General features: G+C 46.3%; 13 protein-coding genes. All 13 read right to left on the reverse strand.

From position 1 onward, the window contains the following. Positions 1 to 31: 31 nt before the first annotated feature. Entirely contained in the window at positions 32 to 664 is a 633-nt protein-coding gene (gene pyrE / locus ACQVGS_RS13750) for an orotate phosphoribosyltransferase (protein WP_286109222.1), read from the reverse strand. Then, entirely contained in the window at positions 661 to 1,380 is a 720-nt protein-coding gene (pyrF, locus tag ACQVGS_RS13755; RefSeq protein WP_103671392.1) for an orotidine-5'-phosphate decarboxylase, read from the reverse strand. Before pyrF ends, pyrE begins: the two co-directional genes overlap by 4 nt. After that, the gene (locus ACQVGS_RS13760) at positions 1,349 to 2,284 is read right to left on the reverse strand and encodes a dihydroorotate dehydrogenase (RefSeq protein WP_151175012.1); all 936 of its coding nucleotides are present in this window, start codon (positions 2,282 to 2,284) and stop codon (positions 1,349 to 1,351) included. The genes pyrF and ACQVGS_RS13760 overlap by 32 nt, the downstream gene beginning before the upstream one ends. Continuing rightward, positions 2,284 to 3,054, reverse strand: a complete 771-nt coding sequence (pyrK, locus tag ACQVGS_RS13765; RefSeq protein WP_106020667.1) for a dihydroorotate oxidase B electron transfer subunit — start codon at positions 3,052 to 3,054, stop codon at positions 2,284 to 2,286. Before pyrK ends, ACQVGS_RS13760 begins: the two co-directional genes overlap by 1 nt. Next, the gene (gene carB / locus ACQVGS_RS13770; protein ID WP_151175010.1) at positions 3,051 to 6,266 is read right to left on the reverse strand and encodes a carbamoyl-phosphate synthase (glutamine-hydrolyzing) large subunit; all 3,216 of its coding nucleotides are present in this window, start codon (positions 6,264 to 6,266) and stop codon (positions 3,051 to 3,053) included. The genes pyrK and carB overlap by 4 nt, the downstream gene beginning before the upstream one ends. After that, positions 6,251 to 7,345 carry a carbamoyl phosphate synthase small subunit gene (locus ACQVGS_RS13775; RefSeq protein ID WP_024121341.1) on the reverse strand — a complete coding sequence of 365 codons (1,095 nt, stop codon included), beginning with the start codon at positions 7,343 to 7,345 and terminating at the stop codon, positions 6,251 to 6,253. Before ACQVGS_RS13775 ends, carB begins: the two co-directional genes overlap by 16 nt. Next, positions 7,342 to 8,628 (reverse strand): dihydroorotase, encoded by a 1,287-nt coding sequence (pyrC, locus tag ACQVGS_RS13780; protein WP_101861193.1) that lies wholly within the window; start codon positions 8,626 to 8,628, stop codon positions 7,342 to 7,344. The genes ACQVGS_RS13775 and pyrC overlap by 4 nt, the downstream gene beginning before the upstream one ends. Continuing rightward, complete coding sequence (locus tag ACQVGS_RS13785; protein ID WP_254518225.1) at positions 8,612 to 9,526, reverse strand: aspartate carbamoyltransferase catalytic subunit; 915 nt, start codon at positions 9,524 to 9,526, stop codon at positions 8,612 to 8,614. Before ACQVGS_RS13785 ends, pyrC begins: the two co-directional genes overlap by 17 nt. A gap of 146 nt (positions 9,527 to 9,672) precedes the next feature. Continuing rightward, entirely contained in the window at positions 9,673 to 10,980 is a 1,308-nt protein-coding gene (gene pyrP, locus ACQVGS_RS13790) for a uracil permease PyrP (protein ID WP_024121339.1), read from the reverse strand. Positions 10,981 to 11,154: 174 nt separating this feature from the next. Then, positions 11,155 to 11,700 (reverse strand): bifunctional pyrimidine operon transcriptional regulator/uracil phosphoribosyltransferase, encoded by a 546-nt coding sequence (pyrR, locus tag ACQVGS_RS13795; RefSeq protein WP_024121338.1) that lies wholly within the window; start codon positions 11,698 to 11,700, stop codon positions 11,155 to 11,157. 183 nt (positions 11,701 to 11,883) lie between these two features. Then, positions 11,884 to 12,795: an RluA family pseudouridine synthase gene (locus tag ACQVGS_RS13800; protein WP_024121337.1), complete on the reverse strand. Its 912-nt coding sequence runs from the start codon at positions 12,793 to 12,795 to the stop codon at positions 11,884 to 11,886. A 1-nt stretch (position 12,796) separates the two neighbouring features. Beyond that, positions 12,797 to 13,261 carry a signal peptidase II gene (gene lspA / locus ACQVGS_RS13805; protein WP_010334181.1) on the reverse strand — a complete coding sequence of 155 codons (465 nt, stop codon included), beginning with the start codon at positions 13,259 to 13,261 and terminating at the stop codon, positions 12,797 to 12,799. 110 nt (positions 13,262 to 13,371) lie between these two features. Then, positions 13,372 to 13,746 (reverse strand): sporulation-related RNA polymerase-binding protein YlyA, encoded by a 375-nt coding sequence (gene ylyA / locus ACQVGS_RS13810; protein ID WP_024121336.1) that lies wholly within the window; start codon positions 13,744 to 13,746, stop codon positions 13,372 to 13,374. Positions 13,747 to 13,835: the final 89 nt, after the last annotated feature.

The following is a 13,835-nucleotide window of genomic DNA, read 5'->3' on the forward strand; positions in this document are numbered from 1 at the left end:
TAAAGCCCTTCACAATACTGAAATTTATTTTTTAATTTTTAAACCAATCTTTTGACTCGGGATTAGTTTTCCATATTTGCAGCTTCTTCAGGTCATCTGAATGAATATTTCCATTCTCAAGTGCAACCTCTGTCAGTGTGTCATAATCAGTTAACGAGTAGTATGGAAGATCAGCCTCAGCAAACGCTTCCTGCGCTTTAGGAAGTCCATACGTAAAGATTGATACCACACCAAGCACTTCACAGCCAGCGGTTTTCAGAGCTGCTGCAGCTTCGAGTACGCTGCCCCCTGTGGAAATTAAATCTTCTATGACAACTGTTTTTTGGCCTTTTTGAACTGCACCTTCAATTTGATTGCCTTTTCCATGTGCTTTCGGTTTGCTTCTCACATAACACATCGGCAGGTTCAAACGGTCAGCCGCCAATGCCGCATGAGGGATACCTGCTGTCGCTGTTCCTGCGATCATTTCAGCTTTCGGGAAATGCTCTTGGATAAGCTTGCTGATGCCTGCAGCAACATCATTTCTTACCTCTGGGAAAGAAAGGGTAAGGCGATTGTCACAGTAAATTGGGGATAATATGCCGCTCGCCCATGTAAACGGCTCATTCGGGCGTAAAAATACAGCTTGAATGTCTAATAGATGTTTTGCGATGATTTGTTTCATTGTTTGATTCCCTCCCATTCGAGTTTGACAGCTTCATAGGCTTTTAGCGGATTTGCAGCTTTTGTAATAGAGCGTCCCACAACAATTGCTGATGACCCTTTTTCTCTTGCTATAGAAGGCGTTGCAACGCGGACTTGATCATTCGCAGTGTCTGCTGACATACGGATACCCGGGGTCACCGTCAAAAACGACGGCGACACTGCTTCGTAAATGGCTTTCGCTTCATGAACAGAGCACACCACTCCATCAAGTCCGCTATTCTCCGCCAGTTTGCTGTAGTGTACAACCGTGTCGATGAGAGGCTTTCTGATCAGCAGCTCATCCTTCACCATTTGTTCAGATGTGCTTGTCAGCTGGGTTACCGCAATAAGTGACGGACGTTGTTTTCCTGCCGGCGTGCCTTCCTCTAAGCCTTCCAAGGCTGCTTCCATCATTTTTTTGCCTCCGGCTGCGTGAACATTGACGAGATCGACTCCAAGGCAGGCAAGCCGCTTCATTGCTTTATTCACCGTGGTCGGAATGTCATGTAGCTTTAAATCTAAAAAGATCTCACAGTTTCTTTCTTTTAATTGTGCAATGATAGCCGGGCCTTCTTGATAAAAAAGCTCCATTCCAACCTTCACAAATAACGGTTCCTTGTGAAAAGGCGCTAAAAACGACAGTGTTTCTTCAGCTGATGCAAAATCAAGCGCGATGATGGGCAGGTTGTTTTTCATGATTCCAGCTCCTTCCGATGCATTCTTCAACAGATTCATAGCCGTATTGGCGTAAAACAGCTGGGAGCTGCTCAATGATGTCAGGGCATGCGAAAGGATTCACGAAGTTTGCTGTTCCGACAGCAACCGCACTTGCTCCAGCCAGAAGAAATTCCAATGCGTCTTCGGCCGTCTGAACGCCTCCCATCCCGATAATCGGAATGCTGACAGCCTGGCTGACCTCATACACCATGCGGATGGCAACAGGCTTTACAGCAGGACCCGAAAGCCCTCCAGTTTTATTGGCTAATATTGGCTTTCCTGATTTTAAATCGAGCCTCATGCCGATTAATGTGTTGATCATCGTTAGACCATCCGCACCCGCTTCTTCGATCGCTACCGCAATTTCTGTGATGTTTGCCACATTCGGAGAAAGCTTCACATATACAGGCACATCTGACACTTTTTTAACAGCCTTCGTCAAATCAGCAGCCATGGCAGGATTTGTGCCAAAAGCAATTCCGCCTGTTTTGACGTTCGGACAGGAAATGTTCAATTCAAGCGCATGGACATTAGGCGCTTTGCTGATAAGTTCTGCTACTTCAACATAATCCTCGACCTGTGAACCGGCGACATTGGCAATAATAGGCGTATCAAATTGCTCAAGCCATGGTAGCTCATTTTCTAAGACGCTTTCCAGCCCTGGATTTTGCAGACCGATCGCATTGAGCATACCAGCGCCAGTCTCAGCTACCCTAGGCGTCGGATTCCCGAAGCGGGGCTCCTTTGTCGTAGCTTTGATCATGATTGCTCCGAGACAAGACAAATCATAAAAACGCGCAAACTCTTTTCCAAAACCGAAGCAGCCTGATGCGGGAATGATCGGATTTTTCAAATCCAGACCCGGCAATTTCACCTCTAGCATTACAGCGCCACCTCCTGAGCTTTAAATACAGGTCCGTCAAGACATACCTTTACATAGGATGTCTCACTTTCGTTTGTATGGCACACACAGGCGAAGCATGCACCAATACCGCAGCCCATTCGTTCTTCCATGGAAATGTAAACCTCTTTGTGGGCGTATTCTTGTTTGAGCGCCTTTAGCATCGGTGTCGGCCCGCAGCTGAGGAGAATGTCAAATTCAAGATTTTTTTGTTTGATGACATCTGTGACAAACCCGGTTTCCCCGTAGCTTCCGTCAGCTGTTGCTACATATGTGTCGCCGTACTGTCGGCATTCTTTTTCGTAAAAAACATCCTTTGCCGATTGGAATCCTAAAACGTGTATGACCTTTACGCCTTTTTCCTTTAAACGTTTCGACAGTTCTTGGAGAGGCGGGACTCCTACACCGCCTCCTACCAGCAAAGCCGTCTTTCCGGGTTGGACTTCATCTACTGGAAAGCCATTGCCCAAAGGCCCGAGGACATCTACGAGATCTCCCTTCTGCTTCAGCGACAAGAGTCTTGTTCCTTCCCCATCTACTCGATAAATCATGGTGACTTCATTTTTTTCAAAGTTAACATCAGCAATGCTGATTGGTCTTCGCAAAAGAGGCGTAACCGCTTCGCTCACTTTCAGGTGAAGGAACTGTCCCGGGACAGTAAACCCTTGGACAAGCTCCCCTTTTAGAACCATTTGATACACCCGGTCTGCAATTTGCTGGTTAGCACACACCGTCAAATTCGCTTTTTTCATATAGTGATTGCCGCCTCCTGATTTGTGTTGATTGCCGGCATTTGATCGGCACGGAACGTCATGCTTTCCAGCACCCGCAAAATGGCTTCTGCCGTATCTAAAGATGTTAAGCAGGCAACACCGTTTTCTACTGATTCACGTCTGATTCTAAATCCGTCTCTTGCCGGCTGCTTTCCTTTTGTCAGCGTATTGATGACAAACTGGGCTTCTCCGTTTCTGATCACATCAAGCAAGTTCGGGCCGTCCTGGCCGATTTTTCCGACGACCTTCGCTGGAATTGACGCTTCCTTGAGATACCCTGCCGTTCCTTCGGTCGCTAAAATGTTATACCCGATCGCATGGAATCGTTTAGCAATGGCAAGCCCTTCTTCTTTGTCCTTATCAGCCACTGTTAAAAGCACGGAACCGTAGTTTGGGATTTGAATGCCTGAAGCTATCAGGGCTTTATAGAGGGCCTTTTCAAGGGTTGAATCTTTGCCCATGACCTCACCAGTTGATTTCATTTCAGGCCCTAACGTAATGTCCACTCTTCTCAGCTTCGCGAAGGAGAAGACCGGTGCTTTTACAAATACGCCCTGCTGTTCAGGCTGCAGACCTTCATTGTAGCCAAACTCAGCCAGCTTTTGCCCGAGAATGACTTTTGTCGCGAGGTTCGCCATCGGGATGCCCGTGATCTTGCTTAAGAACGGCACCGTTCTGCTTGATCTCGGATTGACTTCAAGCACGTATACCTCACCTTGTGACAGGACGAATTGAATGTTGAGCAAGCCGACAATGTTCAGCCCTTTCGCAAGTGCGATCGTATATTGTTCAATTTTTTTCTTAATGTCTTCCGTCAGAGACTGCGGCGGATAGACCGCGATGGAGTCTCCGGAGTGCACGCCCGCACGCTCAATGTGCTCCATGATTCCCGGAATGACAACGGTTTGGCCGTCAGACACCGCATCCACTTCGATTTCTTTCCCAGTCAGATATCTGTCAATTAAGACTGGATGCTGCGGATTGATTTTGACTGCGTTTTTCATATAATGGAGCAGCTCTTCCTCATGATAGACAATTTCCATGGCCCGTCCGCCAAGCACATATGAAGGGCGCACCAGTACCGGATAGCCGATGTTGCTTGCGATGTTTACCGCCTGATCAACCGATGTCGCAGTTTTGCCAAGCGGCTGCGGCACTTGAAGTTCTTCCAGCGCCTGTTCAAACTTATCCCGGTCTTCCGCACGGTCTAAATCTTCTAATGACGTTCCAAGGATTTTGACTCCGCGTGCAGAAAGTTCGTCAGCAAGGTTGATTGCAGTTTGTCCGCCAAATTGCACGACAACGCCCATCGGCTGTTCGAGGTCAATGATATGCATGACATCTTCGATCGTAAGCGGTTCAAAGTACAGCTTGTCTGAGATACTGAAATCGGTCGACACGGTTTCCGGGTTATTATTGACGATAATTGCCTCATAGCCTGCTTGTTTAATTGCCCATACGGAGTGAACTGTAGCGTAGTCAAATTCAACCCCCTGTCCGATTCGAATCGGACCGGAGCCAAGTACGATCACGCTTTTCTTATCTGTAACAACAGATTCATTTTCTTCTTCATATGTGCTGTAGAAGTATGGCGTTTCTGATTCGAATTCCGCCGCGCACGTATCCACCATTTTAAATACCGGTGCGATTCCCGCTTGTTTTCTCATGCTGTAAAGCTCAGATTCTTTCATTTTCCACTCGCGGCTGATGTACTTATCAGAAAATCCGAGTTCTTTTGCCCGTCTCAGCACATCTGTATCGCCCGCATTTGCTTTCAGCTCTTTTTCAAACTGAACGATTCCGAACAGCTTATGCAGGAAAAAGAGGTCGATGGCAGAGAATTCATGAAGCTGCTCAACTGTGTAGCCCCTTCTGTACGCTTCAGCCAGGTAGAATAAACGCTCGTCTCCGGCTTTTTTAATCCGCTTCTCGAGAAGCTCATCTGAAATATCAGCGGCATCTTTTAATTCAAGATGATACACATCAGCTTCCAGTGAACGCACAGCTTTCAGCAGCGATTCTTCAAGCGTGCGGCCAATCGCCATTACCTCTCCCGTCGCTTTCATCTGAGTGCCGAGCCTTCTGTTTGCTGATTCAAACTTATCAAATGGCCAGCGCGGTATTTTAGATACGACATAGTCCAGCGCTGGTTCAAACGCTGCGTATGTCTTACCTGTCACCGGATTCATCATCTCGTCTAATGAAAGGCCGACGGCGATTTTAGCTGCGAGCTTTGCGATCGGATAGCCTGTCGCTTTTGATGCAAGGGCAGATGAACGGCTGACACGCGGGTTCACTTCAATGATGTAGTATTGGAAGCTGTCTGGATCTAAAGCGAGCTGTACGTTACATCCGCCTTCAATTCCAAGCGCACGGATCAGTTTTAAAGATACATTCCGCAGGAGCTGATATTCCCGGTCGCTGAGCGTTTGGCTCGGTGCGACGACAATACTGTCTCCTGTATGGATTCCGACCGGATCAATGTTCTCCATATTACAAACGACAATCGCATGATCTTGGCTGTCTCTCATGACTTCGTATTCGATTTCTTTGTAGCCGGCAATGCTTTTTTCAAGCAAACATTGGTGAACCGGGCTTAATTTTAAGCCGTTTTCAACAATTTCTTTCAGCTCGGCTTCAGTGGAGCAAATCCCTCCGCCTGTGCCGCCTAATGTATATGCAGGGCGGACAATGACAGGAAATCCGATTTGGCTGACGAAATTCTCGGCTTCTTCTAGCGAGTGAATGATCTCACTTTCAGGGACGGGTTCATTCAGCTCATTCATTAATGTTCTGAACAAGTCACGGTCCTCAGCTTGCTGGATTGCAGACAGCTTTGTGCCGAGCACCTCAACGCCGCACTCCTCCAGCACACCTTGCTCAGAAAGCTCAACCGCAAGATTCAAGCCTGTTTGCCCGCCGAGTGTAGGAAGAATGGCGTCAGGACGCTCTTTTCTGATGATCCGTGTCAGAAATTCAGATGTCAGCGGTTCGATGTAAACCCGGTCAGCCATTTCTGTATCGGTCATGATCGTCGCCGGGTTTGAGTTGACAAGAATAACCTCATAGCCTTCTTCTTTTAATGCAAGGCAGGCTTGAGTTCCCGCATAATCAAATTCAGCTGCCTGACCGATGATAATTGGTCCTGACCCAATTACTAAAATTTTGTTAATGTCTACGCGTTTTGGCATACCGCTTCCCCTTCTTTCTCTGTTGTTTCGATCATTTCGATAAATCTGTCAAATAGATGATTAGCGTCCTCAGGACCGGGTGATGCTTCCGGATGATATTGAACCGTAAATGCCGGCAGTGTTTTGTGTTTCAGCCCTTCAATCGTATCGTCGTTTATCGCGATGTGTGTGACTTCAAGCTCTGTTTCATTTATAGATGAAACTGTATATCCATGGTTTTGGGATGTTAAGGCAACTTTTCCGGTTGCAAGCTCTTTTACCGGATGGTTAGAGCCCCTGTGACCGAATTTCATTTTTTCAGTATCGGCTCCGCACGCCAGCGCAAATAACTGGTGGCCGAGACAAATTCCGAATAATGGCACTTTTCCAAGAACACCTTTTATCATTTCAATTGCTTCAGGCACATCTTTCGGGTCGCCAGGTCCGTTAGAAAGCATGATGCCGTCTGGCTTCAGCTGAAGGACTTCTTCTGCTGTTACATTGTAAGGCACAACAATGACGTCACATTTCCGTTTGTTCAGCTCTCTTAAAATACCGTGCTTCATGCCAAAGTCCACCAAGACAATGCGTTTGCCTCTTCCCGGACTAGGATATGCTGTTTTGGCTGACACTTGGGATACTTGATTTCTCGGCAGTTCAGTTTCGTTCAGTCTTTTCAGTACTGCTTCGATATCTTCATCAGGTGAGGCAAACGTTCCTTTTAGCGCGCCGGCCGTGCGGATCATTCTCGTCAGCTTTCTCGTATCAATTCCTTGCAGTCCAGGAATGTTTTTCATTTTTAAATACTCATCCAATGTGTAAGCTGAACGCCAGTTGGAAGGCAGTTCACATAATTCTTTTACAACCAATCCTTTAACAAAAGGCGTAATGGATTCAAAGTCATCACGGTTAATCCCGTAATTTCCGATAAGCGGATATGTTAACGTAACGATCTGCCCGCAATAAGAAGGGTCTGACAAAATTTCCTGATAACCAGTCATACCGGTATTGAAAACGACTTCTCCCATGCTGTGCTCCAAGCTCCCGAAGGCTTTTCCCTCAAATACCGCTCCGTTTTCCAGTACTAATCGTCTTTTCATTTCACAAGTCTCCCTTCTTCATAAGCAAGCGTTCCTGCTGCAATTGTAGCGACTGGCCAGCCGCTGCAGTTAAGGCCGTTAAATGGTGTGTTTTTACCTTTAGATAAGAATGTTTCTTTGTCTATAACTGCTTCTCTTTCCAGGTCGATTAACGTGATGTCAGCTGCTTGTCCCGTTTTCAGTGTTCCATATGGGAGACCAAACGCTTCGCAAGGCTTGATTGTCATATAATCAATCAGCTGTTTCAGCGTCCAGCTGCCGTTTTTAACAAAATGTGTGTAAAGAAGCGGGAACGCTGTTTCCAAACCGACAATTCCGAACGGCGCCAGCTTCATTTCTGTGTTTTTCTCTTCTTCTGTATGCGGCGCGTGGTCGGTTGCTATAAAGTCGATCGTTCCGTCTAAAAGTCCTTCAATCAGCGCTTCTCTATCCTCCGCACCGCGCAGCGGCGGGTTCATTTTATAGTTTGTGTCGAGCCCGGGAATGTCTTCATCACAAAGCAGTAAATGGTGAGGTGAAACTTCTGCTGTGACCCGAATTCCCGCTTTTTTCGCATCACGCACGACTCTCACAGATTCTTTCGTGCTGATATGGCATACATGGTAATGGCAGTTTGCCGCCTCAGCCAGTAACACGTCACGGGCAATATGAACCGATTCACACACAGAAGGAATGCCGTTAAGCCCGTTCGCTTTTGAAAACGTCCCCTCATGGACGCTGCCTCCGTAAATTAAGGAGTTATCCTCGCAATGTGCGACAATCGCTTTGTCAATCGCGGCTGCGCGTTTCATTGCTTCATACATCATTCCTGCTGTCTGTATACCGACGCCGTCATCTGTAAATGCAAATGCCCCAGCTTCTTTTAATGCTTCAAAGTTTGTCATCTCATCGCCAATTTGTCTGATCGTAATAGATGCATAAGGAAGGACTCTGACGCATGATGTTTCTTTAATGCGGTTTTGCACCCATTCCATCTGCTCCTTCGTATCAGGAACCGGCCGTGTATTCGGCATTGCTGCTACTGTTGTATAACCGCCGCGCGCCGCCGCTTTTGCGCCGGTTTCAATGGTTTCTTTTTTCTCTCCGCCAGGCTCTCTAAAGTGTACATGGAGGTCAACAAAGCCCGGTGACACGAGCAATCCTTTCGCGTCAATCACCGTTTCTCCATCTGCTGCATCAAGCTTGCCGATTTCTGAGATGACCTCTCCTGTCACCCGAATATCCTGTTCTGTTTTTTCACCATTTTCGTTAAGTATCCAGCCGTTTTTAATGAGATATGACATACGCTGCTTCTCCTCTTTTCGCATTGGTTTGTAAGGCTCGCTGTAACACTGCCATTCTGATAAATACGCCATTTTGCATTTGTTTGAAGATTCTTGATTTTCCACTTTCTACTAAGCTGTGATCAATCTCCACTCCTCTGTTCACAGGCGCCGGGTGCATAATAATCGCATGCTGCTTCATACGTTGAGCCCGTTCTACAGTCAAGCCGAATTCATTTAAATAGCCTTCATGGCTGACAGCTGACTGATGTCTTTCATTTTGAATACGCAGCAGCATGACAACATCCGAAGTCTCTACTGCTTTATCCATTGAGACATACGCGCCAAACGTATTTTCTTCATCCTGCCATTCCGGCGGACCGGAAAACAGAACGCGGGCACCGAGTCTTGTCAACACTTCAGCATTAGACCTCGCGACTCTGCTGTGCTTAATGTCGCCGTGAATGGAGACGGTAAGGCCTTTGAACGTATTGAATTCTTCATTGATTGTCATTAAATCAAGCAATGATTGTGTGGGATGCTGGCCGCACCCGTCTCCCGCATTCAGAATCGGGATATTTACATGTCCGACAAGCTCTTTGTAGTACTCATCCTCACTGTTTCTGATGACACACACGTCAACACCGATTGATTCGAGCGTTCGAATTGTGTCATATAAGGTTTCGCCTTTTTGTACGCTGGTGCTTGTTCCGTCGAGATTCAGGACATTCATGCCCAGTTTCTTTTCAGCTACCTCAAAGCTGAATCGTGTTCTGGTGCTTGGTTCAAAAAACAGATTCGCTGCAAATTTACCTGTCAGCTGATGGTCTGTTTTTCCGTTTTTGAGGTCTTGCGCAGTTTGAAGCAAATCTTTGATTTCCCCAGTGCTGAGTTCACTCATCGTCGTTAAATGCTTCATTTTCTTTCTCCTCTCATTTCAACTTGTTTAAGGCTGAAAAAACCCCGGTCTTGGATAGACTCGGGGTACGGTTAAATAGAGGAGCAGCGTGAAGCTTTCTTCTCTTTATAACCCTTCCAAGCCTCTCTGGACTTTCATTAAAAGGTTTAAATATGATGTTGTTCGGATGTGTCTGCCTGCTCTTCCTTCGCTTGTGGAAGAATCAGGTTTAAGATGACACCTACAATTGCCGCAAGCGCCATGCCTGACACTTGGAATCCTCCTTCAGACACCTGAATAAAAGCGCCGCCTACGCCGATTACAAGGATGACTGATGTGATGATGAGGTTTCTGTTATTTTCATAATCAATTTTGTTGTCAATCAGCATTCTCAAGCCGCTTGAAGCGATGATGCCGAACAGCAGGAAGGAAACGCCTCCCATAACCGCTGACGGGACTGAACTGATAAGCGCAGATATTTTGCCGATGAAGCCGAAGCAAAGGGCAATCACTGCCGCGCCTCCGATAACAAAGACGCTGAACACTCTCGTAATGGCCAGTACGCCAATGTTTTCTCCATAAGTTGTTGTAGGCGGGCCGCCAATCAAGGAAGCAAGGATTGTGGCCGCGCTGTCGCCCATTATCGAGCGATGGAGACCCGGTTTTTTAATGAAGTCTTGTCCTACAACTTTGCTCAGCACCATCTGGTGGCCGATATGCTCTGACATGGTAACAAATGCGACAGGGACCATTGCTGCGGCGATGCCAAGTGTCACTGACGGCGTATAATCTTTAAACGGGATGATAAATTCAGGGACTGCAAACCATTTCGCGTCAAGCACCGGCTGGAAGTTGACAATTCCTTGAGTCAAGGCAAACAAGTATCCGCCGATGATTCCGATCAAGACCGGGATTAAGCTTAAGAAGCCCCGCAAGAAAATCGCGCAAATGATCGTGATCGCTAAAGTGACACCTGCAACACTGAAATGTTTTAAGCTGTAAACCAGCTCACTGGCATTCGGATCAGCATACATGGCCATATTTACCGCTGTGCCGGCCAGACCCAGTCCAATGACGATAATAACCGGACCTACGACGACAGGCGGGAGAAGCTTCATCAGCCAGCCTGTTCCGAGCTGTCTGATCAGCAAGGCAATCAGCCCGTACACAAGCCCTGCCAGAAACGCACCAACCATTGCCGCTCCGGGTCCGCCGGTCGCTTTTACCAAGATGATCGGAGAAATAAAGGCAAAGGATGAACCGAGATACGCTGGTATTTGTCCTTTCGTGATCAGAAGGTAAGCAAGTGTTCCGATACCGCTCGTCACCAATGCAACAGCAGGACTCATTCCGACCAGCTTCGGAACCAAAATCGTTGAGCCAAACATCGCAAATAAATGCTGCAGGCTGAACGAAACCCAAGAGAAAGGTTTCGGGATTTCCCTGACTCCTAAATTAACTTTTTTCTTACTCATGATGATTTTCCCCCTGATTGATGACTTTTCATATTAGGATGACTTAATAACTGTATAAAAAAACCTCTTTGCTGTTTTTACGCAAAGAGGCATACAAAGACCGGCCGCATACTTTCGGGGCTTCGCTGTGCACCTCTTTGCAACCTCTCTGGATTACTTTAAAAAGGTGATACATTATTCATTTTCATAAATGGCGACGAGATCGTTTTTGTCAACCTCATCAAGCTGAACCATAACCTTTTCAGCTTTTGAAGTCGGGATGTTTTTCCCGATGTAATCTGCTCGGATCGGCAGTTCTCTGTGTCCTCTGTCAACAAGCACAGCCAGTTGAATTGAGGAAGGTCTGCCTACATCGACAAGGGCGTCCATTGCGGCTCTGACCGTTCTTCCTGTGTAAAGAACATCATCTACGACAATTACTTTTTGATCTGTGATGTCTACCGGTATATCTGCACCTTTCACGAGCGGTTCTTCATTGCTCGTTTTTTTGGATAGATCGTCTCTGTAAAGGGTGATATCAATTTCTCCAACCGTTACAGGATTCCCTTCAATCTGTTCTATCCGTTCGGCGAGGCGTTTTGCCAAGTAAATACCTCTTGTCTTGATACCGACAAGGATGCAGTTGTTCATCCCTTTATTGCGTTCAATCATTTCGTGAGCAATTCTGGTCAGCGCACGTCTGATTGCCTGTTCGTCGAGAATGACAGCTTTTTGATTCATTATGTGACACCTCACAGTTCATTTAGAAGAAAAAACCCCTCTTGCCATTGGCAGAGAGGGGTTTTAGGACAAGATGCGTGCATATACACGTATCCCGTCAATCCGTTATCCTTCTCAGCCTCTCTGGACTGTTTTAAAGAATCTATTCAGCTTCGTTTATTATTTCAGAAAAGAGATGCCCTGTCAACGGGTTTTTCTCAGATTTTCGATTAAAGCAGACATATCATCAGGAAGCGGTGCCTCAAATTCGATATATTCGTCAGTGCGCGGATGCTGAAAACCTAAAATTCCGGCATGAAGCGCCTGTCCGTTAAAATCGATCGTTTTTCTCGGCCCGTATTTCGGATCTCCTGCTAACGGGAATCCGATATACTTCATATGCACACGGATTTGGTGCGTTCTTCCTGTTTCAAGCTGGCATTCCACAAGCGTAAATTCCTGGAAGCGGTCAAGAACATGAAAATGAGTGACGGCGTTTTTTCCATCACGTGTTACAGTCATGCTTTGCCGATCTTTCTTATCCCGCCCGATCGGCGCATCAATTGTACCATCATCGTGAGAAATAAGCCCATGGACAACTGCCGTATATTTCCGCGTAACCGTTTTGTTGACCAATTGGTTTACAAGTGACTCGTGCGCCATATCATTCTTCGCCACCATTAATAAGCCAGACGTGTCCTTATCGATTCTGTGGACGATCCCCGGACGCATCACGCCATTTATTCCGGATAGGTCCGTACAATGAGCCATAAGGCCGTTTACAAGTGTACCCGTAAGATGCCCGGGAGCTGGGTGCACAACCATTCCGCGAGGTTTATTGACGACCAGCACATCCTGATCTTCATAGTAAATATCCAGATCCATAGGTTCTGCCAGCACGTCGAGCGCTTCAGGCTCAGGCACAGTGACAGTCACCTGATCCCCCGGCTGAATTTTATAATTCGATTTTACAGGGCTTCCGTTCACGACAACTTGTCCGTCCTTCACCCATAGCTGCACCTGGGTTCTCGACCAACCATTTTCAGTCGATGCCAGAAATTTATCAATCCGCTCACTTTTTTGTTCTTCTGAAGCGGTTATGTCAAATTGATTCATGCTATTGCTCCTTCTTCTTTTTCCCGCTGTCCAACAGCATTTGTATAAATAAAAGCATTACGCCGACACATAATGAAGAGTCCGCGATATTAAAAATCGGGTAATTGTAATTGACGATAATGACATGGATAAAATCCACCACTTCCTGTCTGACAGCCCGATCGATAAAATTGCCGATGGCGCCGCCAAGCATGAGTCCAAGGGAAACACCAAGAAGCTTTTGCCCTTTCGTATAACGCTGTATGTAATAAACAATACCAATAATGACTGCAGTTGTGATGAGGTAGAAAAACCACATCTGACCGGCTAATATCCCCCACGCCGCACCCGTATTGCGATGGGAGGTGATATAGAATACCTGATCAATGATCGGTATGCTTTGTCCAAGTTCCATGTTCTTGACGACAAGCCATTTTGTCAGTTGATCAGCTGCGATAATAAGTAGTGCGATAACGTAATACAGCACAAACGTTCCTCCATTATACGGTTACTTTAGTCCATTATGCATTTTATCAATAAAAAGCACTGGAGTAAAGAAATATCAGCCTCTATACAGACTTAATCGGAGAGGCGCTGTTATTCATACAGCGCCTGATCATATTCAATATCAGTTGATTTCCACAGAGGAAGTGTTTTTTTTTCAAATTGGACTGAATACAGAAAATCATTTGCTGTTCGCGCTGTCGGCAGCACAGCCAGCTTTGAAAGAGGAATGGGAGCTCCAGTTTCTTCACAGTATCCGAATGTGCCGTCCTCAATTTTCGACAATGCGAGAAGAACGTCTTGAAGCTCTTCTTTAATATGATAGATCAGAGTTGCTTTTTGTTTATGATTGATTGCTGCTTGCGGGCTTGTTGAAACCTGAAAGCAAGAATACTCAAATAATCTCGACTGTAATTCTTCTTTCATCAGAAGAAGTTCCGTATAAATTGCGGTCAGTTGATCATTCATTCATCACAACTCCTGCTCTTAACGTAATACCTATATTGTTACCTGTGAATGATGATCTAAAGCCCATAAGATTTTTCCTGCCATTCTAA

The organism is Bacillus sp. SD127, from assembly GCF_058566445.1.

Bases quoted from the DNA above. Each gene is read 5' to 3' on its own strand.
- ACQVGS_RS13785 (WP_254518225.1), bottom strand. From the start codon at position 9,526: ATGAAGCATTTAACGACGATGAGTGAACTCAGCACTGGGGAAATCAAA.
- pyrK (WP_106020667.1), bottom strand. From the start codon at position 3,054: ATGAAAAAAGCGAATTTGACGGTGTGTGCTAACCAGCAAATTGCAGAC.
- ACQVGS_RS13800 (WP_024121337.1), bottom strand. From the start codon at position 12,795: ATGAATCAATTTGACATAACCGCTTCAGAAGAACAAAAAAGTGAGCGG.
- ACQVGS_RS13760 (WP_151175012.1), bottom strand. From the start codon at position 2,284: ATGCTAGAGGTGAAATTGCCGGGTCTGGATTTGAAAAATCCGATCATT.
- carB (WP_151175010.1), bottom strand. From the start codon at position 6,266: ATGCCAAAACGCGTAGACATTAACAAAATTTTAGTAATTGGGTCAGGA.
- ACQVGS_RS13775 (WP_024121341.1), bottom strand. From the start codon at position 7,345: ATGAAAAGACGATTAGTACTGGAAAACGGAGCGGTATTTGAGGGAAAA.
- pyrR (WP_024121338.1), bottom strand. From the start codon at position 11,700: ATGAATCAAAAAGCTGTCATTCTCGACGAACAGGCAATCAGACGTGCG.
- pyrF (WP_103671392.1), bottom strand. From the start codon at position 1,380: ATGAAAAACAACCTGCCCATCATCGCGCTTGATTTTGCATCAGCTGAA.
- pyrE (WP_286109222.1), bottom strand. From the start codon at position 664: ATGAAACAAATCATCGCAAAACATCTATTAGACATTCAAGCTGTATTT.
- pyrP (WP_024121339.1), bottom strand. From the start codon at position 10,980: ATGAGTAAGAAAAAAGTTAATTTAGGAGTCAGGGAAATCCCGAAACCT.
- ylyA (WP_024121336.1), bottom strand. From the start codon at position 13,746: ATGAATGATCAACTGACCGCAATTTATACGGAACTTCTTCTGATGAAA.
- pyrC (WP_101861193.1), bottom strand. From the start codon at position 8,628: ATGTCATATCTCATTAAAAACGGCTGGATACTTAACGAAAATGGTGAA.